Origin of the sequence: Flavobacterium filum DSM 17961, from assembly GCF_000425465.1 — a bacterium.
Classification (GTDB): Bacteria; Bacteroidota; Bacteroidia; order Flavobacteriales; family Flavobacteriaceae; genus Flavobacterium; species Flavobacterium filum.
In genome coordinates this window covers 21,049-42,686 of sequence record NZ_AUDM01000010.1, presented here as the reverse complement: position 1 = coordinate 42,686, position 21,638 = coordinate 21,049, and the positions used below count along the sequence as shown (strand labels likewise).

The following is a 21,638-nucleotide window of genomic DNA, read 5'->3' as shown; positions in this document are numbered from 1 at the left end:
TTTATTTTTTTATGGCAATTAAAAAAAGTTCTTTGTTTTCTCTTGGTTTAATGGAATTATACGCTTTTTTGAGGGTTTTAATAGAAAAGTAAGGTTCAAATAATGCTTTGTACTCACTTTTTGAACCACCAAATGGAGGACCTTCCTCAGTGAGTGGAAAATCAAAAAGTAAACCTACCAATTTGCCATTTTCATGTAATAGAGCGTTCATTTTCTCAACATACTTTTTTCTCAACAATGGCGATAACGCACAAAAAAAAGTTTGTTCAATGATTAAATCGAATCTTTCATCGAAATTAAAAAAATCATTAGTAATAAAAAAAGAAGAAGAGACGGATGGATTCTTTGATTTTAAATGCTGAATTGGTTCTTCAGCAATGTCTATAACATATACATTTGTAAATCCATTTTGAATGAGATAATCAAATTCATGACCATTTCCACAACCCGGAATAAGTATTTTTATCTCTTTGTCGTGAAGTTGGTCAATATATTCTTTTATTGGAGTTGTAATGCTACCGGCATCCCAGCCGGTTTCTTTGTTTTGGTAACGTTGTTCCCAATACTTTTTATTCATTTGTTTCGGCATCAAATTCAGTAGTGTAGTTTTCTAAGTCTCTTCTGTCTTTTTTGGTTGGACGTCCTTCACCGGTTTTTCGATAGTGCTCTTTTGATAGTTTTAATAATTCTAAATGAGCAAATGCTTCGGGTGAAGTTGTATCTTGTCTGTAAATATCTACTAACTTTGCTCCAACTCTGCTTTCAGGAATGGCTAATACTTTAATAGTGTAGGATATTTGATCTTTTCGAAACGAAATTTCATCAGCTGGAAACACTTCTTTTGAAGGTTTAGCAACGTGGCCATTTACTTTTACATTGTTTTTTTTGCAAAGTTCAGTAACCATGTTTCGGGTTTTAAAATAGCGAACGCACCATAAATATTTATCAACTCTCATTTAATTCAGAAATATTCGTTAATTGTGTTACAAAAATAAATCAAAATTGTATCTTGCAGCACTATTTTTTTGAATTACTTAATGGTAATTTTTGAAAAGTAAATTGTTTATTTTATTGCAAACTATGAAAAAAATCGTATTCCTTTTAATTGTTTCTTCTTTGATGTTTATTTCTTGTAAAAAAGATGATGATGGGATTGTAACAGTACCACCAAATGATAGAAATGAACAATATCTTACCGATGGTTATGCTATTGAAGAATATCTTAAAAGCAATTACATGGTTGTAGATTCAGATATGAATGTAACCATGAATAAAATTACCAATCCTTTTACGCAAATTTCTATTTGGAATCAAACGGAATATCCTTTGCAAAGTATTATCGTTAAAAATGATGTAAGAGATACTTACAAAACTGATGGTCGCTTTGATGATCCAGTTGATTATAAGTTATACTATATAATGTTAAATGAAGGTGGAGGAGAACGACCAACTACCATTGATTCCTCTTTTGTGGATTACAGAGGGTGGAATCTAAAAAATGTTGAGTTTGATAGAACTTCAAATCCGGTTTGGACTTCTTTTCCTAGTAGTATTGAATTTATTTCAGGTTTCAGACAAATTTTACCAAAATTAAAATCTGCAGAATCTGTAGTTGAAAATGGTGATGGAACATTAACACACATTAATTTTGGAAATTGTATCGTTTTTATTCCATCAGGTTTAGGATATTTTAATTTGCCAAGAGGTACAAATCTTCCGGCATATTCTAATTTAGTTTTTCAAATTAAGTTGAAAGGTGTTCATTATAATGATCATGATAGAGACAGAATTTTATCCAAATATGAAATTTATAACGGACAAACCGATTATTTCTTGCAAGACACAGATGGTGATGGTTTTCCGGACTTTTTAGATAGTAATGATGATGGAGATAATGTTTTAACCAAAAATGAATTAAAAATTCCTAGCACTGATCCGCAACAATATTATCAATTCAATGATATTCCTGATTGTAGTGGTAATCAAACCAATACAAGTCGATTACGACGACACTTAGATCCGAGTTGTTTTCAATAACATAAAACAAAAACAAAAAAATCCCGAATTTCTCGGGATTTTTTGTTGAGGTAAAAAGGTGAAAATTGTTATTTTCTTTTTAAAACAGCTTCTGCTTTTTCAATAATAGAAGCATGATTTAATTTGTATTTTTCCATTAACTGATCAGGAGTTCCGCTTTCGCCAAAACTATCTTGAACAGCAACATATTCTTGAGGAACCGGGTTGTTTAACGATAATGTTCTTGCCACACTTTCGCCTAAACTGCCTAAAATGTTATGTTCTTCAGCTGTAATCACACAACCTGTTTTCTTAACTGATTTTAAAATTGCTTCTTCGTCTAATGGCTTAATGGTGTGAATGTTTATTACTTCGGCAGAAATACCTTTTTCTTCTAATTTTTCAGCGGCTAACAATGCTTCCCAAACCAAATGACCGGTTGCGATAATAGTAACATCAGTTCCTTCATTCAATAAAACTGCTTTTCCAATTTGAAATTCTCCATTTTCAGGAGTGAAATTTGGAACTGAAGGTCGTCCGAATCGCAGATATACCGGTCCGTGATGGTCAGCAATGGCTAACGTTGCCGCTTTTGTTTGATTGAAGTCACACGTATTAATCACTGTCATGCCCGGAAGCATTTTCATCAAACCGATATCTTCTAAAATTTGATGTGTTGCTCCATCTTCACCTAAAGTTAATCCGGCATGCGAAGCACAAATTTTTACATTTTTATCAGAATACGCCACAGATTGTCTGATTTGGTCATACACTCTTCCGGTTGAAAAGTTAGCAAATGTTCCGGTGAAAGGAATTTTTCCACCAATGGTTAAACCAGCCGCAATACCAATCATGTTGGCTTCAGCAATTCCAATTTGAAAAAATCGTTCCGGATGATTTTTTTTAAAGTCATCCATTTTTAAAGAACCAATTAAATCAGCACAAAGTGCCACAACATTTTCGTTTTTTTGACCTAATTCAGTCAATCCGGCTCCAAAACCAGAGCGGGTATCTTTATTTCCTGTGTTTGTATATTTTTTCATAGTGTTGTTCAAGAGATTAATAATCACCCAAAGTTTCAGGGTTTTGAGCCAAAGCTTTTGCCAGTTGTTCGTCATTTGGAGCTTTTCCGTGCCATGCATGTGTGTGCATCATGAAATCAACCCCATTACCCATTTCGGTGTAAAGTAATACACAAACCGGTTTTCCTTTTCCGGTTCTTGATTTGGCTTCGGTCATTCCGGCAATAATAGCTTCAATGTTATTTCCTTCTTTAATTTCAAAAACATCCCAACCAAAAGCTTCAAATTTAGCTCTTAAATCTCCCATGTGAAGCACTTCATCAGTCGAACCGTCAATTTGTTTGCCGTTTACATCAATAGTTGCAATATAGTTATCTACTTTGTAGGCTGCGGCATACATCATGGCTTCCCAATTTTGTCCTTCTTGCAATTCACCATCACCATGCAAAGAATAAACCAAATGGTTGTCATGGTTTAATTTTTTGGCTAAAGCTGCACCAATAGCAACTGACATTCCTTGTCCTAAAGAACCGGAAGCTACTCTAATTCCCGGTAAACCTTCATGCGTAGTAGGATGACCTTGTAATCTAGAATTAATCAATCGGAAAGTTGCTAATTCCGATACCGGAAAATAACCGCTTCTGGCTAAAACGCTGTAAAAAACAGGAGAAATATGACCGTTTGATAAGAAAAATAAATCTTCTCCATTTCCGTTCATGTCAAATCCTTCTTTACGCTCCATTAGCACTTGATAAAGAGCGACAAAAAATTCAGTACAACCAAGAGAACCACCAGGGTGACCTGAATTAACGGCATGAACCATGCGAAGAATATCTCTTCTCACTTGAGTTGAAAAATCGTTTAATTGTTGTGTGTTGGGTTTCATTTTTATTGTAAAAGTTAAACTGCCGCAAAGGTAAGTCAATATTTAGATTTCAACTTATAATAGAGTGTCGTTTTTTGAAAAGTTTTCAAGAAAAATTGTTAAAAAGCAACTGTTTAGCATCCATAAAAAATTCATAAAAGAAATGATTAAAATTGGAAATCCACTATCTTTGCCCCTTTGTAAAAAATATTTATGAAGTTTGATTTATTAGCCACAGATGCCAACTCTAAAGCAAGAGCAGGAAGTATCACAACGGATCATGGTGTAATAGAAACACCCATTTTTATGCCGGTAGGAACGGTTGCTTCCGTAAAAGGAGTGCATCAACGAGAGTTGAAAAATGACATTAATCCCGATATCATTTTGGGAAACACTTATCATTTATACTTACGTCCGCAAACAGATATTTTAGAAAAAGCAGGTGGTTTGCATCAATTCATGAATTGGGATAGAAATATTTTAACTGATAGTGGTGGTTATCAGGTGTATTCTCTTTCTTCCAATCGAAAAATTAAAGAAGAAGGGGTAAAATTCAAAAGCCACATTGATGGTTCGTATCATTTTTTTTCTCCTGAAAGTGTAATGGAAATTCAACGAACGATTGGAGCTGATATTATCATGGCTTTTGACGAGTGTACGCCTTATCCGTGTGATTATCGTTATGCCAAACGTTCGATGCATATGACACATCGTTGGTTGGATCGTTGTATTGCACATTTAGATAAATTGCCATTTAAGTATGGTTATGAACAGACTTTTTTCCCCATTGTTCAAGGAAGTACGTATAAAGATTTGCGAGAACAATCAGCTGAATATATCGCTAATGCTGGTGCTCAAGGTAATGCCATTGGTGGTTTATCCGTTGGTGAACCGGCAGAGGAAATGTATGCTATGACAGAAGTTGTGACCGCTATTTTGCCTCAAGATAAGCCTCGTTATCTGATGGGAGTTGGAACACCAATCAACATTCTGGAAAATATTGCTTTAGGAATAGATATGTTTGATTGTGTCATGCCAACCCGAAACGCTCGAAACGGAATGCTATTTACGGCAAATGGAACGATTAACATCAAAAATAAAAAGTGGGAAGATGATTTTTCGCCAATTGATGAAATGGGAATCACTTTTGTGGACACAGAATACACAAAAGCGTATCTTCGTCATTTGTTTGCTGCTAATGAATATTTAGGAAAACAAATTGCAACCATTCATAATCTGGGATTTTATATGTGGTTAGTTAGAGAAGCTAGAAAACATATTTTAGCCGGAGATTTCAGAGTATGGAAAGATCAAATGGTGAAACAAATGAGTCAACGGTTGTAATTTTTTATCTAAAGAATCAAAAGAATCAAAAGAATCAAAAGAATCTAACAATCCAACAATCCTTTTCGAATGAAAATTATTGACAAATACATCCTAAAACGTTACATCGTTACATTCGTAGTGATGTTGTTGATGTTTATTCCTATTGGGATTGTGATTGATGTGGCGGAAAAAATCAACAAAATTCTTGAAACAAAAGTACCGTTTTCTGCGGTAGCCATTTATTACTTAGATTTTATTGTTTATTTTGCCAATTTACTTTTTCCAATTTTTCTGTTTTTATCCGTTATATGGTTTACATCTAAATTGGCTAATAATACAGAAATTATTGCCATTTTAAGTTCCGGAATTTCATTTACTCGTTTTTTAAGGCCTTATATTATTGGTGCTACAATGGTTTCCTTGTTTGCCTTAATCATGGGCTTTTTTCTAGTCCCAAAAGCAAGTAAAGGATTTAACGATTTTCGATATACTTATTTAAAGAATAACCCAGAAGTTAGGCAAAATTCAAACGTTTTCAGGCAAATTAGCGATGATGAATTTATTTATGTAAGTAATTTTAATTCTATTTCGCAAACAGCTTTCAATTTTACCTTAGAAAAATTTGATAAAGAAAAATTGAACTATAAAATAACAGCGAATCGAATAAAATGGAATGAAAAAGACAGCACTTATACGATGTTTAATTACCAAAAAAGAACTGTTGGTTTAAATGGTGATATTCTTGAAAAAGCTGAAAAAAGAGATACTGTTTTTAATTTTGATTTAGAAGATTTAACGCCTGTAGTTTATATTGCAGAAACATTAACGTTAACAGAATTAACTAAGTTTATTGAAAAGGAAAAGGCGAGGGGAAATGGCAATATTGATACTTATTTAGTGGTTTTATATCGAAAATATAGTTTACCTGTTACAGCATTTATCCTAACAATTATAGCAGTTTCTGTATCTTCTATGAAACGTAGAGGAGGAATGGGAGTAAATCTTGCAATTGGAATTGTAATCGCATTTACATTTATCTTTTTTGATAAAATTTTCGGAACTATGGCTGAAAAGTCTAGTATTTCACCTTTTGTAGCCGTTTGGTTTCCTAACGTTGTTTTTGGTATATTAGCTTTTTATTTGCTAAGAAATGCAAAACGATAACCTAAAAAGCTACTTACAACTTCATTTTATTGTCTTCATTTGGGGGTTTACAGCCATTCTTGGTGAGTTGATTTCCATTGATGCACTGCCTTTGGTTTGGTTTAGAATGACAATGGCTGTTTTTTTTATTGCTATTTTTATCTTTTATAAAAAAATTAATGTTGTAGTCCCAAGAAAAGTGATGTTTTATTTTTTTCTTTTGGGATTGGTCATCGCTTTACATTGGCTCACATTTTTTAAAGCCATTAAAGTTTCCAATGTATCTGTTACATTAGCTTGTTTGTCAACCGGAGCTTTTTTTGCCTCTTTTTTAGAACCCATTTTACACAAAAGGAAAATCATTTGGTATGAAGTTTTTTTTGGACTCATTGTGATATTTGGCCTGTATATCATTTTTAAAGTGGAAGGAAATTTTTATTTGGGAATAATTTTAGCCCTAATTTCAGCTTTTTTATCTGCTTTATTTTCGGTTATGAATAGTAAGTTTGCCAAAATGTATAGTCCGTCTGTTATTTCATTTTATGAGCTTTTTGGTGGTGTATTATTTTTCTCGATCTACTTACTATTTACACAAAGTTTTACTGCAGATTTTTTCACATTACAACCAATGGATTGGGTTTATCTTCTGATTTTGAGTTCGATTTGTACCGCGTATGCTTTTATTGCTTCAGTTGAAGTAATGAAATTCATCAGTCCTTATACGGTAATGTTAACCATCAATTTAGAACCGATTTACGGAATCATACTAGCGATATTAATTTTTAAAGACAAAGAAAAAATGAGTCCCGAATTTTATTTTGGAGCTTTATTAATATTATTTACGGTCATCGTAAATGGTTTAATTAAATTTCGATTGAAGAATAAAAGGGATTAATTTTTTATATTTGCTGTCCAAACTTGAATAAAACCTTTTTTATATGGAATATTTAGATTTTGAATTACCAATCAAAGAATTGGAAGATCAGCTTGACAAGTGCCAAATAATTGGTGAGGAATCTAATGTTGATGTTACGGCTACGTGCAAACAAATTGAAAAGAAATTAGAAGAAACTAAGAAAAAAATATACAAGAATTTAACGGCTTGGCAACGTGTTCAACTTTCTCGTCATCCAAGCAGACCTTATACCATGGATCACATCCGAGCGTTGTGTGGCGGTACATTTTTAGAACTTTTTGGAGACAGAAGTTTTAAGGATGACAAAGCAATGGTAGGTGGTTTAGGTAAAATTGGAGGTCAGTCATTCATGATTGTTGGTCAACAAAAAGGATTCAATACCAAAACCCGTCAATTCAGGAATTTCGGAATGGCTAATCCTGAAGGATACAGAAAAGCTCTTCGTTTGATGAAAATGGCTGAAAAGTTTGGAATTCCGGTTGTAACTTTAGTAGACACTCCCGGTGCTTATCCCGGTTTAGAAGCGGAAGAAAGAGGTCAGGGAGAAGCCATTGCTCGTAATATTTTTGAAATGTTGCGTCTAAAAACACCAATCATCACAGTAATTGTTGGCGAAGGTGCTTCTGGTGGTGCATTAGGAATTGGAGTAGGCGATAGAGTATATATGTTAGAAAACACTTGGTATTCAGTAATTTCACCGGAATCATGTTCTTCCATCTTATGGAGAAGTTGGGAATATAAAGAGCAAGCAGCTGAAGCTCTTAAACTTACTTCGTATGACATGAAAAAACAAAAATTAATTGATGAAATTATTCCTGAACCATTGGGTGGAGCTCATTATGACAGAGAAATCACTTTTAAAACAGTTGAACAATATATCATCAAAGGATATAACGAATTAAAAGACTTATCAACAACTGAGTTAGTGGCTCAAAGGATGGATAAATACAGCAAAATGGGCGAGTTTAAGGAGTAATTCTTACAGTTTCAAAACCTAATCCGAAGCCTTTACACTTCGGATTTTTTTGTGTTATCAACAAAAAATAAAATGTTGTTAACACTTTGACTTCATAAGTAGATGACGTTTTTAATTAAGAGATTAGTTATTTTAGCCAAATGGAAAATTTACGAAACATTAACCCTATAAAAGTAGATAAAACTACGATAATCAATCTTGAGAAAGGCAAACTTCCTCCGCAGGCTCTTGATTTAGAAGAAGCGGTATTGGGTGCCATGATGATTGATAAAAAAGGTGTTGATGAGGTAATTGATATTCTTCAACCGGATGCTTTTTATAAAGAAGCCCACAAACATATTTTTGAAGCAATCGTGCAGTTGTTTACGGATACGCAACCAATTGATTTATTGACGGTTTCAGCACAATTAAAAAAGAATGCCAAATTAGATATAGTAGGTGGTGACTTTTATTTGATTCAGCTTACACAAAAAATATCTTCTTCTGCTCACATCGAATTTCACTCCAGAATTATTCTGCAAAAGTTTATTCAGCGTAGTTTAATCAAAATTTCCTCAGAAATTATTGAAGAATCGTATGATGAAACCACAGATGTATTTGATTTACTTGACAAAGCCGAATCTAAATTATATGAAGTAACGCAAGGAAACATTAAACGGAGTTCAGAAACCGCTCAAAGTTTAGTTATCCAAGCTAAAAAGCGAATCGAAGAAATTGCCAACAAAGAAGGATTGAGTGGAGTTGCTACCGGTTTTGAAAAATTAGACAAAGTAACTTCCGGTTGGCAACCTAGTGATTTGATTATTATTGCCGCTAGGCCCGGGATGGGGAAATGTTTAGGTAAAGGAACAAACGTGTTGATGTTTGATGGTACCTTGAAGAAAGTTGAAGATATTTGCCCGGGAGAATTACTCATGGGAGATGACTCTACCCCAAGAATGGTTAAATCGATTGCCAGAGGTAGAGAAAAAATGTATTGGATTCATCAAAATAAAGCCATTTCGTATCGCGTAAATGAAAGCCATATTTTGTCATTAAAACGAAGTAGAAACGAAGGTGGACATAAAAAGGGAGATGTGTTGAACATCACTGTTAAAGAGTATTTAACCAAATCAGAAAAATTCAAATCAAATTATAAAGGATATAAAGTTGCTGTTGATTTTTCAGAAAAACCAGTTTCTTTAGAACCCTATTATTTAGGTTTGTGGCTTGGAGATGGACATGCTTACAGTCAAAGAATTACAAATATTGATGCCGAAGTTATTGATTATTTAGAAGATTATGCCAATCGTTTAGAATCTGAATTGGTGGTGTATGAGCAAACAGATAAAACCAAAGGTTACGGTATTGTCAATAGAAACAAACACACATCTGAAGAATTTTCGACTTGTATTCAAACGGAATTACGAAAGTTGAATGTCATTCAAAATAAGCATATTCCTCATTCGTATCTCATCAATTCAAAACAAAACAGATTAGAGCTGTTAGCCGGAATTATTGATGCTGACGGTTATTATACCGCTGAATTTAATTGTTTTGAAATTGTTCAAAAAGATGAAAAATTAGCACAACAAATAAAGTTTTTATGTGATTCATTAGGATACAGAACTTCATTAAAGAAGAAAAAAACATCTATTAAATCTACTGGTTTTGAAGGAGAAGCATTCAGATTGAGAATTTTTGGAAACATTTCTGAAATTCCAACAAAAATCGAACGGAAAAAAGCAAGAGAATGGAAAGCTAAAGTAGATTGGAAAGTTACCGGAATAAAAGTAGAATTAGATTGTATTGATGATTATTATGGATTTGAAATTGATGGGAACAGATTGTTTTTACTTGAGGACATGACCGTTACGCACAATACAGCCTTCGTCCTTTCCATGGCTAGAAACATGGCTATCGACTTCCATCAGCCTGTTGCCGTTTTCTCGTTGGAGATGTCTTCCGTTCAGTTGATTACGCGTTTGATTTCCTCTGAAACAGGATTGTCCTCTGAAAAATTACGTACCGGTAAATTAGAAAAACACGAATGGGAACAATTGAGTGTAAAAGTAAAAAACCTCGAAAAAGCCCCCCTTTATATTGATGATACACCTTCCTTGTCGATTTTTGATTTACGTGCAAAAGCTCGACGTTTGTCATCACAACACGGGATCAAACTTATCATTGTCGATTATCTTCAATTGATGACTGCCGGCGGCGGTGGAAAAGGTGGCGGAAACCGTGAACAAGAAATTTCTACCATTTCCAGAAACCTCAAAGCTTTGGCTAAAGAATTGAATATTCCGGTTATTGCTTTGTCTCAGCTTTCTCGTGCGGTTGAAACACGTGGTTCCAGCAAGCGTCCATTGCTTTCTGACCTTCGTGAATCGGGAGCTATTGAGCAAGATGCCGATATCGTATCGTTTATTTATCGTCCGGAATATTACAAAATTGACGAATGGGATGATGATGAACGCTCTCCAACCGAAGGTCAAGCAGAATTTATTATCGCTAAACATAGAAATGGCGGACTTGAAAACGTTCGTTTGAAATTCATTGGAAATCTCGGTAAATTCGACAATCTTGACGACTTTTCCAGCGGATATAGTGATTTGCCTTCTCGAATGAATATGGATGACACACCGTTTATCACTAAAAACCTTCCATCTCCAAATGAAGCGTTTGGTAGCAACATGAATGCGGAAGATGACGATTCTGACGTTCCGTTTTAAAATTTAATTTTCTCACCCTATAAGTCATAGTTGATTTTTTGATGCACATATGACTTGTAGGGTAATAATTTTTATCATTTTCTTCACAAAAAATCGTTTATCTTTGGCATAACAACTTTTTTTCAACTAAAAAATTTGCCAACTTTGAAAAAGACAATTTTTTACGTATTTCTATTTTTGATCTCCTTTACGGTAAAAGCTAATTTTATTCTTTTACCGATGGATGAAAGCACCCAACAAAATCATCTCAAAGCCTATGGAATAACCTATTGGGCTTTAGAAAATGATTATAAAGCTAGTTGGTTGCTCAATTATCGAGGGGGTTCATTTTTATTGCCCGATGCTCCTGAAATCAGAAAAGAATGTCAGATTCGAGGGGTTTCTTTTGAGCTTTTGTCCAATAGTCAAGCTAATCAAATTTTGGAGGAAATCAGTAGTCCATCGCAAAACATGGAATCAGTTGTCTTGGAAAAAGCACCAAAAATTGCCGTTTATACTCCAAAAGGCAAACAGCCATGGGATGATGCCGTGACGTTGGTTTTAACCTATGCTGAAATTCCGTTTAAAGCGGTTTATGACGAAGAAGTATTAACAGACCAATTACTTTTATATGATTGGTTGCATCTTCACCATGAAGATTTTTCAGGTCAATATGGAAAATTTTTTGGAGCGTATCGAAATGCTCCTTGGTATATTGAACAAAAAAGAGATGCCGAAGCGTTGGCTGCCAAATTAGGCTATACAAAAGTGTCAGAAGCAAAATTAGCCGTTGCCAAAAAGATTCGTGATTTTGTTGTGGGTGGCGGATTTATGTTTGCCATGTGTTCGGCCACCGATAGTTTTGACATTGCTCTCTCCGCAGAAGGGGTAGATATTTGTGAACCAATGTTTGATGGTGACGAAAGCGAAGCCAATTATCAATCCAAAATTGATTATTCAAAAACATTTGCCTTCCGTGATTTTATTTTGGAGAGAAGTCCAACAGTTTATGAATTCTCTGATATCGACATGACTACTAAACGCAAAATGCCGATGGAGAAAGATTATTTCACGTTAATGGAATATTCTGCCAAATGGGACCCAATTCCCACTATGTTATGTCAAAACCATACGCAATTGGTAAAAGGTTTTATGGGACAAACTACCGCTTTTGATAGTGAATTAGTCAAATCACATGTATTAGTCATGGGCGAAAACCGCTATAATGGTGAAGCCAGATACATTCACGGCACCAAAGGAAAAGGAATGTTTACCTTTTTCGGTGGTCACGATCCTGAAGATTATCAGCATTTAGTAGGTGATGCTCCAACCGTTTTGGATTTACATCCCAATTCACCAGGTTATCGGTTAATATTAAATAACGTTTTGTTTCCGGCAGCGAAGAAGAAGAAGCAGAAGACTTAATAATTCAGAAAATAAAAAATCCAAAATTAAGATTTATTAATTTTGGATTTTTTTTGATTTAAACATATTCAAAGTTTCATTCCAAATCAACTCAAATTCTCCTCATTCTCTTTATCCAAATATTCCTGAACGATTTCAATTGCATTGGTCACCACATCACTTAAAGCGGTGATAAATGTACCTTCTTCAGCAATACTAATGGCGTGCTTAATCGCTTCAATTTCTTTGGTAATGATTTCATACGTTACAGGTCGATTCGCTTTTTGAATTCCTTCTAAAATTAAATCGATAATTTCTTGTTCGGTTCTTCCGCGTAAGTGTTTTTCCTGACGGATGATAATATGATCAAACATTCTGGCTGCAATTTCGGCACAGTCGCGAATGTCTTCATCTCTTCGATCGCCCACTCCGGCAATGATTCCGATTTTTCGAGTTGCTTCTATATTGCTCAACAAATCTTCTATAGCGGAATAACCCGCCGGATTGTGAGCAAAATCAATCATCACTTTGAACTTTTTAAATTCAAAAATATTCATTCTACCCGGTGTTTGTGCCACACTCGGAATAAAAGTTTGTAACGATAAGCTAATGTCATCCGTTTTAAAACCATATAAATAACTAGCCAAAGTAGCCGCTAAAACGTTTTGAATCATGAATTTTGCTTTTCCGCCTAAAGTCAATGGTATGTGTAACGCTTTTTCAACACGAATTTTCCAATCTCCTTTTTTGATGGTAATGAAACCATTTTCAAAAACGGCAACAATCTTTCCTTCTTTACTCAATTTTTTGACCACCGGATTTTCTTCATCCATTGCAAAATAAGCCACTTGACAACCTAAATCGTTGGCAATTTTTAAACATTGTTCGTCTTCTGCATTTAAAATTGCCCAACCTTCTTTTCTGACACTGCGAACAACTACACTTTTCACTCGTGCCAAATCGTCTAACGTATCAATGTCATTTAATCCCAAATGATCTTCCCGAATATTGGTAATAATAGCAATATCACATCGGCTAAATCCTAATCCGGCTCTTAAAATTCCTCCTCTTGCCGTTTCTAATACCGCAAATTCAACCGTTGGATCTTTTAAAATATACTCCGCACTGATAGGACCGGTAGTATCTCCTTTTTCCAACATGTGGTTTTGGATGTAAATTCCATCTGAAGTAGTAAATCCAACTCTAAAACCATTATTTTTCACAATGTGTGCTAATAATCGGGTAGTGGTCGTTTTTCCATTCGTACCCGTAACTGCAATAATTGGAATACGACTCGGTTTTCCCGGTGGATAAAGCATGTCGATAACCGGAGCAGCAACGTTTCTTGGCAAACCTTCAGATGGGGCTAAGTGCATTCTAAATCCGGGAGCGGCATTTACTTCTAAAATCACACCTCCGTTTTCTTTTAACGGTTGAGTTAAATTTTCTGCCATGATGTCGATTCCGCAAACATCTAAACCAATTACTCTGGAAATTCGTTCGGCTAAGAAAATATTTTCAGGATGCATCATATCGGTAACATCAACAGAAGTACCACCTGTACTCAAATTTGCAGTTGATTTCAAATAGACAATTTCATCTTTTTTCGGAACAGTTTCCAATGTGTAACCTAACTTATCTAATAAATCAGTCGTATCTCTGTCCACAGTAATTTCAGTTAACACATTTTCATGACCATAGCCTCTTCTTGGGTCTTGATTGGTGATGTCAATTAACGCTTGAATAGAGTGACTACCATCGCCAACCACGTGAGCCGGAACTCTTTTGGCGGCAGCAACCAATTTATTGTCAATCACCAATACTCTAAAATCAAATCCGGTGATGAACTTTTCTACTATGACTCTCCGGCTGTATTTTTTTGCATGAGCTAAACCTTCTACAGCGTCTTCCCAAGTCACTACATTGATAGAAGCACCTTTTCCATGGTTACCGTCCAATGGTTTAATCACGATAGGATAACCAATTTTTTTGATGGTGTGTTCTAAATCTTCTTCGTCCACGCAAATGGAACCACTTGCCACCGGAATAGATGCCATTTCTAACATGCGTTTGGTTTCTTCTTTGTCGCAAGCAATATCAACGGCAATGTTACTGGTTTTGCAAGTAATAGTGGCTTGAAATCGCATTTGATTTACACCATAACCCAATTGTACTAAAGAGTTGGTTCCCAATCGAATCCAAGGAATATCTCTGGCAACTGCTTCTTCTACAATACTTCCGGTAGAAGGTCCAAGACGAACACGTTCTCTGATCTCACGCATTTTTTGAATATCGGCTTCTAAATCATAATCCGTTCCGGCAATCAAAGCTTCTGCGATTCTAACGGAACTTTCAGCAGCAAAAAGGCCAACATTTTCTTCCACATAACTGAAAACAACATTGTAAATTCCTGGAGTTTTGGTTTCTCTAGTGCGTCCAAAACCGGTTTCCATTCCGGCTAAGGTTTGAATTTCAAGAGCAATATGTTCAATAACATGTCCCATCCAAGTGCCGCGTTCAATTCTTATAAAAAATCCACCACGCGTTCCTTCTGAACAACGGTGTTCAATCATGGTAGGAAACATGGCTTCAATTCGTTCTCTAAAACCTTCAATTTTATTGGTAGGAAATTGTTCCATTTCCTCTAAATCCAAACGCATTTGAATTAATTTCTTTCTTTGAACGCTCCAAATATTAGGGCCACGCAAGGCTTGTATTTTTAAAATTTTCATAAATCTTTATTGAAATTAGTTAGTTTAGTAAATCTGTAATGATTTTGTTAAAAATAATAATTTTTTATTTGGTATGAACAATAGCGTTATTATTTTTTCTGTTTTTATTTAGGAAGTCGCAATTTATGTCATCTTTAAAGTTGATTTTCAATAAAATAAAATGAATAGTTGTAGCAGTTTTGGTTAATTTATTGATTTTAATTCAAGTTAAAAGATAAGTTTAGATAGCATATTTTGTTATTTTTGCCACATGAAAAGTAAAGGAAAATTAATTATAATCGGTGGAGCGGTTGATAAAGGCAGTTTTACCGAATCCAGTTTTGATCAGGATGTTTCAAAGAATATGAACTTTTTTGAAACAGGAATTTTAAAACGAATTATAGACGAATCCAAACATAAAGAAAAATCGAGAATTGAAGTGATTACAACTGCTTCAAAAATTCCACGTGAAGTTGGCCCCGAATACGCGAAAGCCTTTCGTTATTTAAATGCCACCAATGTTGATGTTTTATATATTGAAAGAAGAGAACAAGCTTCAGAAGAGGAAGTTTTAAATCGATTAAAAGCAGCAGACATAGTCATGTTCACAGGTGGCGATCAGTTGCGATTATCTTCTATTTTAGGCGGAACAAAATTCCATGATATTTTATTGGATAAATATAGAAATGATCATTTCATTTATGCCGGAACTTCTGCTGGTGCAGCCGCAGCTTCTAACAATATGATTTATCAAGGAAGTAGTAGCGAGGCTTTATTAAAAGGAGAAGTGAAAATTACATCCGGTTTGGGTTTAATTGATGATGTGATTATTGATACTCATTTTGTTCAACGAGGCCGTATTGGTAGATTGTTTCAAGCAGTTGTTGGTAACCCAAAAGTATTGGGCATAGGTTTAGGAGAAGATACCGGATTACTTATCACAGAGGATAAAAAAATGGAAGCAATCGGTTCTGGATTAGTAATTTTGGTGGATGGTAGAGAAATTAAAGACACGAATCTAACTCAAGTTGAATTAGGTCAACCGGTTTCCATCAATCATTTGGTTACCCACGTAATGAGTATGTATGATACGTTTGACTTGGATACGTATAAAATGAAAATTCATTCTTCGCAATATGTTTAAGAAGCAGAAATAGGCAAGGTAATGGGTAAAGGGTTATTGGCAAAAGGTTATTGCGATGCCCATCACCAATTACCCTTTATCAATTACCAATTATCAAAAAAAATGAAAATAATCATCCACGGTGGCTTTTTCTCAGAATCATCCACCAACCTTGAAACCAAAATTGCCAAGCAAAACGCATTACTTCAGATAGTAAAAGATTCCTTTCAATATTTGCAATCGCATTCGGCTTTAGAAGCTGTGGTATATGCTGTTTCATTGTTAGAAGATGATGCTTTGTTCAATGCCGGCATTGGTTCGCAAATTCAAAGTGATGGTAAAATCAGAATGAGTGCCGCTTTAATGGATGGTGTTTCCATGAAAATGAGTGGAGTAATCAATATTGAGGAAGTAAAAAATCCGATTCAAGTCGCTTCGGTATTGATGAAAGAAGACGATAGAATTATTGGTGGAGAAGGAGCGACAAACTATGCTCGCAAACACGGTTTTGAGGTGTTTTCAACCGAAATTCCACAACGTAGAGCAGAATATGAAGCTAAATTGCAAGCTACCGGTTCGGGTACAGTAGGATGTGTCGCAATTGATGCCGATGGTAGAATTGCTGTTGCTACATCAACTGGTGGAAAAGGTTTTGAAATTCCGGGAAGAATTTCTGATTCAGCCACGGTTGCCGGAAATTATGCTAACGAATTTTGTGGCGTAAGTTTAACCGGAGTAGGAGAAGACATTGTCAGTGGAGCAATTGCCGCAAAAATCGTAACCCGCGTTACAGATGGAATGACGCTTGAACAAGCGTTTAACAAAACTTTTCAAGAACTGAAACCTTTTGATGGTTTTGCAGGTGCGATTGCCATTGATAATAAAGGAAATATGTTCCATCAAGATTCTCATCCAAGTATGGTATATGCCAGTTTTGATGGAGAAAATGAAGAAGTGTTTCAATAAAAAAATCCCAACCTTTCGATTGGGATTTTTATATTAAGTAAGTTGTAATCGGGTTGATAAAACGTTTATTTTACTTTATTCACAATAGCTTTAAAAGCTTCCGGATGATTCATGGCTAAATCAGCTAAAACTTTACGGTTCAATTCGATACCGTTAGCTTTTACTTTCCCGATAAATTGAGAATAACTCATTCCTTCCAATCTAGCACCGGCGTTAATACGCATGATCCATAATGAACGGAAGTTTCTTTTGTTTTGCTTTCTGTCACGGTAAGCATATTGCATTGCTTTTTCTACCGCGTTTTTAGCTACTGTCCAAACGTTTTTACGTCTACCAAAGAAACCTTTGGCTTGCTTTAATACTTTTTTTCTTCTTGCTCTTTTAGCAACTGAATTTACTGATCTTGGCATAATTTTCTTGTTTTTTTGTAGCAGGCGTCCCGAATTCAATCAAGGGCACTTATTGGCCATACTCCAAGGTTATTAAAATTGTTTTAACCTAAAGAATTAACAGATAGTACTAACGACTAATTACTAGTCACTATTTACTAATTAAATAATTCTTAATTGTTCTTTAACACTTTTCACATCAGACGCATGTACTAATGCAGAATGAGTTAAAGCTAATTTACGCTTTTTAGATTTTTTAGTCAAAATGTGACTTTTAAAAGCGTGTTTTCTCTTGATTTTACCAGAGCCAGTCACTTTGAAGCGTTTCTTAGCACTGGATTTTGTTTTCATTTTAGGCATAATTTCCCAAATTTATTTGTGATTCAACTTACTTACTATTTTTTGGTGTCTGATTATAATCTCAGTAACTAACTCAGAACCTCAGTTCCTTATTTCTTCTTCTTCGGAGCAATATACATAATCATTCTCTTTCCTTCTAGAACCGGTAAAGCTTCCACTTTTCCCAATTCTTCCAAGTCTTGTGCTAAACGCAACAAAAGAATTTGTCCTTGCTCTTTATAAATGATAGAACGTCCTTTAAAAAACACGAATGCTTTTAACTTTGAACCTTCTTTTAAGAATTTTTCTGCATTCTTTTTCTTAAATTCATAGTCGTGCTCATCGGTTTGTGGACCAAATCTAATTTCTTTTACAACAATTTGAGTTGATTTAGATTTTAGTAATTTATCACGTTTCTTTTGCTCGTAAATAAATTTACCGTAATCCATTAATTTACATACCGGTGGTTCTGCATTTGGCGAAATTTCTACCAAATCTACTTCTAATTCTTCGGCCAAGCGAAGAGCTTCAGTGATTTTGTAAACTCCCGGTTCAATGTTGTCGCCAACTAAACGAACTTCAGGCACTCGAATCAAGTTATTGATACGGTGTGCGTCTTTTTTTTCTACTCTGGGTTGAAAACCCCTGTTGTTTCTAATTGCTATGACTATTAAATTTTAAGTTAAACAATAAATGGTTTTAATGTTTTGTTTATTTCTTCTGATACAATTGAAGCAAATTCTTCAATCGTACAAGTGATGTTTCCTTTTCCTTCTTGACCGTGTCTTCTCACAGAAATCGTGCCGTTCTTTTCTTCTTCTTCTCCAACAATAATCATGAACGGTAATTTTTTCACTTCGGCATCTCGGATTTTTTTACCGATCGTCTCGTTGCGATTGTCAATTAGGCCGCGAATTTCGTGATTTTCCAGCAAACTTAAAACTTTTTTGGCATAATTTTCATATTTCTCACTCAAAGACAAGATTATAGCTTGTTCCGGCATTAACCATAATGGGAAATTTCCGGCCGTATGTTCCAGTAAAATAGCAATAAAACGCTCCATTGACCCAAACGGTGCTCTATGAATCATTACCGGGCGATGCATCTCATTATCAGAGCCTTTATAGGTCAATTCAAATCGTTCAGGTAAATTATAATCTACTTGTATGGTGCCTAATTGCCATTGTCTTCCCAAAGCATCTTTCACCATAAAATCCAATTTCGGACCATAGAATGCCGCTTCACCATATTCAATGACAGTATTCAATCCTTTGTCTCGGGCAGCATTGATGATTGCGTTTTCCGCTTTTTCCCAATTGTCATCACTACCAATGTATTTATCTCTGTTTTCTTGATCACGTAAGGAAATTTGAGCCGTAAAGTTTTCAAATCCTAAAGAACCAAAAACATATAAAACCAAATCAATTACGTTTTTAAACTCAGCATCTAATTGTTCCGGTGTACAAAAAATATGGGCATCATCTTGCGTAAATCCTCTTACACGCGTTAAACCGTGCAATTCTCCACTTTGCTCATAACGATAAACCGTTCCAAATTCCGCATAACGTTTTGGTAAATCTTTATAACTCCAAGGTCTGTTGTTATAAATTTCGCAATGATGCGGACAATTCATTGGCTTCAACAAGAATTCTTCACCTTCTGCTGGTGTATGAATCGGTTGAAAACTATCAGCACCATATTTTGCATAGTGACCCGAAGTCACATATAATTCTTTCTGACCAATATGTGGTGTAACAACTTGCTCGTAACCTGCTTTCTTTTGAGCTTTTTTCAAAAATTGCTCTAAACGATCACGCAAAGCCGCACCTTTTGGTAACCATAATGGTAAGCCTTGTCCAACACGTTGAGAAAAAGCAAATAACTCTAATTCTTTTCCTAATTTTCTGTGGTCTCTGCGTTTGGCTTCTTCTAATAACTCTAAATAATCAGTTAAGTCTTTTTGTTTAGGAAAAGAAATACCATAAACACGTGTTAACTGCTTGTTTTTTTCATCTCCACGCCAATAAGCACCCGCCACACTCATGATTTTCATGGCTTTAATCAATCCGGTGTTCGGAATATGACCACCACGACACAAATCAAAAAAGTTGGAATGATCACAAAATGTGATAGTTCCGTCTTCTAGGTTAGAAATTAATTCTGTTTTGTATTCGTTGTTTTTATAAATTTCCAATGCTTCTGATTTGGAAACCGGACGCATTTTAAACTCATGTTTTTCACGAGCAATTTCAAGTACACGATCTTCAATGGCTTTAAATTCTGCTTCTGTAATTTTTGTATCACCAAAATCTACATCATAGTAGAATCCATTGTCAATTGCCGGACCCAACGTTAACTTGATGCCGGGATATTTTTCTTCCAACACCTGAGCCATTACGTGAGAGGTGGAATGCCAAAATGCTTTCTTTCCCTCTTTGTCATTCCAAGTATATAAAATTAAAGAACCGTCGGTGGTTAAAGTGGTTGTCGTTTCAATAATAGTACCATTATAGGATGCAGAAATTACATTTCTGGCTAATCCTTCACTAATACTTTTTGCAACATCCATTGGTGAAGAATTCTTTTCAAATTCTTTCACCGAACCATCCGGTAAACTAACTTTTATCATACTTAAACTGTTATTCCTTAATTTAGGAATGCAAATATATAAGATTCACGAGTGAATGTGAAATTTAAATTATAATTTTTATCAGTTTTCACCGCGTATAACAATACTTAAACTATTGCTAATTAGTTTTAGTTTTGGTTAGATTCACATAACTTTGTATAAAAACAAATAAATGAGAGTTTTAATTACCGGAGCTACCGGATTGGTAGGGAATGAATTAATGACATTGTTAGAAAAAAATGGCATTGAAATTCACTATCTCTCTACATCAAAAAGTAAAATTATTTCCGGTACAAAAGCCAAAGGATTTTATTGGAATTTGAAAAATGCAACCATTGATGAAAGTTGTCTGGAGGGAGTTGATACAATTATTCATTTGGCGGGAGCTACCGTTTCTAAACGATGGACAGCTGCTTATAAACAAGAGATTATCGAAAGTAGAGTCTTGAGTACTCGATTGCTTTTTAATGCTGTTAAAAATCATCCGAATCAAATCAAGCAAATTGTCTCCGCTTCCGCAATTGGAATTTATCCGGATAGTTTGACAGCTTTTTATACTGAAGATGAAAAAGCAGTTGACAATAGTTTTTTAGGACAAGTTGTTTTTAAATGGGAAGAAAGTATTGATGTTTTTAAACGCTTAAACATCAAGGTTTGTAAAATTAGAATTGGTTTGGTTTTGTCTAATAAAGGTGGAGCACTTCTAGAAATGGTGAAACCCGTAAAAGTAGGTTTTGGTTCTCCATTTGGCACCGGAAAACAAATGCAATCTTGGATTCATGTTACTGATTTGGCGGCAATTTTTGCTTTTGCTTCTCAAAACCAATTGGAAGGTGTTTACAATGCCGTTGCTCCACATCCGGTTAATAATACAGAACTCACCAAATCCATTGCAAAAGCGGTCAAAAAACCACTTTTTATGCCAAACATTCCTCGATTTGCGATGCGAATGATTCTAGGCGAGATGCATGAATTATTATTTTCCAGCCAAAAAGTAAGTGCTCAAAAAATACAACAAGCCGGTTTTCAATTTCAATATTCAACAGTAGATAAAGCTCTTGAAGACTTATTAACATAAAAAAACTCCTCTTTTAGGAGGAGTTCTTATTATGTATTTTAA

General features: G+C 34.9%; 19 protein-coding genes. 10 read left to right on the top strand and 9 right to left on the bottom strand.

Annotated features, from left to right (window positions below):
- Window position 1: 1 nt before the first annotated feature.
- Complete coding sequence (locus H601_RS0107205) at window positions 2–577, bottom strand: methyltransferase domain-containing protein (protein WP_084139948.1); 576 nt, start codon at window positions 575–577, stop codon at window positions 2–4.
- Window positions 570–956 carry an RNA-binding S4 domain-containing protein gene (locus tag H601_RS0107200; protein ID WP_026710877.1) on the bottom strand — a complete coding sequence of 129 codons (387 nt, stop codon included), beginning with the start codon at window positions 954–956 and terminating at the stop codon, window positions 570–572. Before H601_RS0107200 ends, H601_RS0107205 begins: the two co-directional genes overlap by 8 nt.
- A gap of 124 nt (window positions 957–1,080) precedes the next feature.
- Here H601_RS0107200 and H601_RS16130 point away from each other — a divergent pair, with 124 nt between their 5' ends.
- The gene (locus H601_RS16130; protein WP_156900364.1) at window positions 1,081–2,037 is read left to right on the top strand and encodes an FKBP-type peptidyl-prolyl cis-trans isomerase; all 957 of its coding nucleotides are present in this window, start codon (window positions 1,081–1,083) and stop codon (window positions 2,035–2,037) included.
- Window positions 2,038–2,105: 68 nt separating this feature from the next.
- On the opposite strand, the gene H601_RS0107190 is transcribed toward H601_RS16130, so the two are convergent.
- Window positions 2,106–3,059: a transketolase family protein gene (locus H601_RS0107190; RefSeq protein ID WP_026710875.1), complete on the bottom strand. Its 954-nt coding sequence runs from the start codon at window positions 3,057–3,059 to the stop codon at window positions 2,106–2,108.
- A 16-nt stretch (window positions 3,060–3,075) separates the two neighbouring features.
- Window positions 3,076–3,924 carry a transketolase gene (locus tag H601_RS0107185; RefSeq protein WP_026710874.1) on the bottom strand — a complete coding sequence of 283 codons (849 nt, stop codon included), beginning with the start codon at window positions 3,922–3,924 and terminating at the stop codon, window positions 3,076–3,078.
- Between the two features lie 192 nt (window positions 3,925–4,116).
- Between H601_RS0107185 and tgt the strand changes: the two genes are divergently transcribed.
- From tgt to H601_RS0107155, 6 genes are all read left to right on the top strand, one after another.
- The gene (gene tgt, locus H601_RS0107180; protein ID WP_026710873.1) at window positions 4,117–5,247 is read left to right on the top strand and encodes a tRNA guanosine(34) transglycosylase Tgt; all 1,131 of its coding nucleotides are present in this window, start codon (window positions 4,117–4,119) and stop codon (window positions 5,245–5,247) included.
- A gap of 69 nt (window positions 5,248–5,316) precedes the next feature.
- Window positions 5,317–6,393, top strand: coding sequence for an LptF/LptG family permease (locus H601_RS0107175; protein WP_026710872.1), 1,077 nt, complete (start codon window positions 5,317–5,319; stop codon window positions 6,391–6,393).
- A complete protein-coding gene (locus tag H601_RS0107170) occupies window positions 6,380–7,267 on the top strand; it encodes a DMT family transporter (protein ID WP_026710871.1) in 888 nt (295 codons plus the stop codon). The genes H601_RS0107175 and H601_RS0107170 overlap by 14 nt, the downstream gene beginning before the upstream one ends.
- A 43-nt stretch (window positions 7,268–7,310) precedes the next feature.
- Window positions 7,311–8,264: an acetyl-CoA carboxylase carboxyltransferase subunit alpha gene (locus H601_RS0107165; RefSeq protein ID WP_026710870.1), complete on the top strand. Its 954-nt coding sequence runs from the start codon at window positions 7,311–7,313 to the stop codon at window positions 8,262–8,264.
- A 140-nt stretch (window positions 8,265–8,404) separates the two neighbouring features.
- The gene (gene dnaB / locus H601_RS16125; RefSeq protein WP_084139947.1) at window positions 8,405–10,978 is read left to right on the top strand and encodes a replicative DNA helicase; all 2,574 of its coding nucleotides are present in this window, start codon (window positions 8,405–8,407) and stop codon (window positions 10,976–10,978) included.
- Between the two features lie 219 nt (window positions 10,979–11,197).
- Window positions 11,198–12,382 carry an asparagine synthetase B gene (locus H601_RS0107155; RefSeq protein WP_425402332.1) on the top strand — a complete coding sequence of 395 codons (1,185 nt, stop codon included), beginning with the start codon at window positions 11,198–11,200 and terminating at the stop codon, window positions 12,380–12,382.
- A gap of 86 nt (window positions 12,383–12,468) precedes the next feature.
- Here the strand turns inward: H601_RS0107155 and cphA are convergent, their stop codons facing one another.
- The gene (gene cphA / locus H601_RS0107150) at window positions 12,469–15,093 is read right to left on the bottom strand and encodes a cyanophycin synthetase (protein WP_026710868.1); all 2,625 of its coding nucleotides are present in this window, start codon (window positions 15,091–15,093) and stop codon (window positions 12,469–12,471) included.
- Between the two features lie 250 nt (window positions 15,094–15,343).
- Between cphA and H601_RS0107145 the strand changes: the two genes are divergently transcribed.
- Together H601_RS0107145 and H601_RS0107140 are read left to right on the top strand one after the other, a co-directional pair.
- Window positions 15,344–16,216, top strand: a complete 873-nt coding sequence (locus H601_RS0107145; protein ID WP_026710867.1) for a cyanophycinase — start codon at window positions 15,344–15,346, stop codon at window positions 16,214–16,216.
- A 102-nt stretch (window positions 16,217–16,318) separates the two neighbouring features.
- A complete protein-coding gene (locus tag H601_RS0107140) occupies window positions 16,319–17,161 on the top strand; it encodes an isoaspartyl peptidase/L-asparaginase (RefSeq protein WP_026710866.1) in 843 nt (280 codons plus the stop codon).
- 65 nt (window positions 17,162–17,226) lie between these two features.
- Here H601_RS0107140 and rplT read toward each other — a convergent pair whose 3' ends face one another.
- The 4 genes from rplT to thrS all read right to left on the bottom strand — a co-directional run bounded on the left by rplT (window position 17,227) and on the right by thrS (window position 20,518).
- Window positions 17,227–17,571 carry a 50S ribosomal protein L20 gene (gene rplT, locus H601_RS0107135; protein WP_026710865.1) on the bottom strand — a complete coding sequence of 115 codons (345 nt, stop codon included), beginning with the start codon at window positions 17,569–17,571 and terminating at the stop codon, window positions 17,227–17,229.
- A 141-nt stretch (window positions 17,572–17,712) separates the two neighbouring features.
- On the bottom strand, window positions 17,713–17,910 hold the full coding sequence (gene rpmI / locus H601_RS0107130) for a 50S ribosomal protein L35 (protein WP_026710864.1): 198 nt from the start codon (window positions 17,908–17,910) through the stop codon (window positions 17,713–17,715).
- Window positions 17,911–17,999: 89 nt separating this feature from the next.
- Window positions 18,000–18,548 carry a translation initiation factor IF-3 gene (gene infC / locus H601_RS0107125; protein ID WP_211223540.1) on the bottom strand — a complete coding sequence of 183 codons (549 nt, stop codon included), beginning with the start codon at window positions 18,546–18,548 and terminating at the stop codon, window positions 18,000–18,002.
- 23 nt (window positions 18,549–18,571) lie between these two features.
- Complete coding sequence (gene thrS / locus H601_RS0107120) at window positions 18,572–20,518, bottom strand: threonine--tRNA ligase (protein WP_026710862.1); 1,947 nt, start codon at window positions 20,516–20,518, stop codon at window positions 18,572–18,574.
- Window positions 20,519–20,690: 172 nt separating this feature from the next.
- Between thrS and H601_RS0107115 the strand changes: the two genes are divergently transcribed.
- On the top strand, window positions 20,691–21,596 hold the full coding sequence (locus H601_RS0107115; protein WP_026710861.1) for a TIGR01777 family oxidoreductase: 906 nt from the start codon (window positions 20,691–20,693) through the stop codon (window positions 21,594–21,596).
- Window positions 21,597–21,638: the final 42 nt, after the last annotated feature.

Coding starts and splice junctions, on each gene's coding strand:
- H601_RS0107205 (WP_084139948.1), bottom strand. CDS start 577: ATGAATAAAAAGTATTGGGAACAACGTTACCAAAACAAAGAAACCGGC.
- H601_RS0107200 (WP_026710877.1), bottom strand. CDS start 956: ATGAGAGTTGATAAATATTTATGGTGCGTTCGCTATTTTAAAACCCGA.
- H601_RS16130 (WP_156900364.1), top strand. CDS start 1,081: ATGAAAAAAATCGTATTCCTTTTAATTGTTTCTTCTTTGATGTTTATT.
- H601_RS0107190 (WP_026710875.1), bottom strand. CDS start 3,059: ATGAAAAAATATACAAACACAGGAAATAAAGATACCCGCTCTGGTTTT.
- H601_RS0107185 (WP_026710874.1), bottom strand. CDS start 3,924: ATGAAACCCAACACACAACAATTAAACGATTTTTCAACTCAAGTGAGA.
- tgt (WP_026710873.1), top strand. CDS start 4,117: ATGAAGTTTGATTTATTAGCCACAGATGCCAACTCTAAAGCAAGAGCA.
- H601_RS0107175 (WP_026710872.1), top strand. CDS start 5,317: ATGAAAATTATTGACAAATACATCCTAAAACGTTACATCGTTACATTC.
- H601_RS0107170 (WP_026710871.1), top strand. CDS start 6,380: ATGCAAAACGATAACCTAAAAAGCTACTTACAACTTCATTTTATTGTC.
- H601_RS0107165 (WP_026710870.1), top strand. CDS start 7,311: ATGGAATATTTAGATTTTGAATTACCAATCAAAGAATTGGAAGATCAG.
- dnaB (WP_084139947.1), top strand. CDS start 8,405: ATGGAAAATTTACGAAACATTAACCCTATAAAAGTAGATAAAACTACG.
- H601_RS0107155 (WP_425402332.1), top strand. CDS start 11,198: ATGGATGAAAGCACCCAACAAAATCATCTCAAAGCCTATGGAATAACC.
- cphA (WP_026710868.1), bottom strand. CDS start 15,093: ATGAAAATTTTAAAAATACAAGCCTTGCGTGGCCCTAATATTTGGAGC.
- H601_RS0107145 (WP_026710867.1), top strand. CDS start 15,344: ATGAAAAGTAAAGGAAAATTAATTATAATCGGTGGAGCGGTTGATAAA.
- H601_RS0107140 (WP_026710866.1), top strand. CDS start 16,319: ATGAAAATAATCATCCACGGTGGCTTTTTCTCAGAATCATCCACCAAC.
- rplT (WP_026710865.1), bottom strand. CDS start 17,571: ATGCCAAGATCAGTAAATTCAGTTGCTAAAAGAGCAAGAAGAAAAAAA.
- rpmI (WP_026710864.1), bottom strand. CDS start 17,910: ATGCCTAAAATGAAAACAAAATCCAGTGCTAAGAAACGCTTCAAAGTG.
- thrS (WP_026710862.1), bottom strand. CDS start 20,518: ATGATAAAAGTTAGTTTACCGGATGGTTCGGTGAAAGAATTTGAAAAG.
- H601_RS0107115 (WP_026710861.1), top strand. CDS start 20,691: ATGAGAGTTTTAATTACCGGAGCTACCGGATTGGTAGGGAATGAATTA.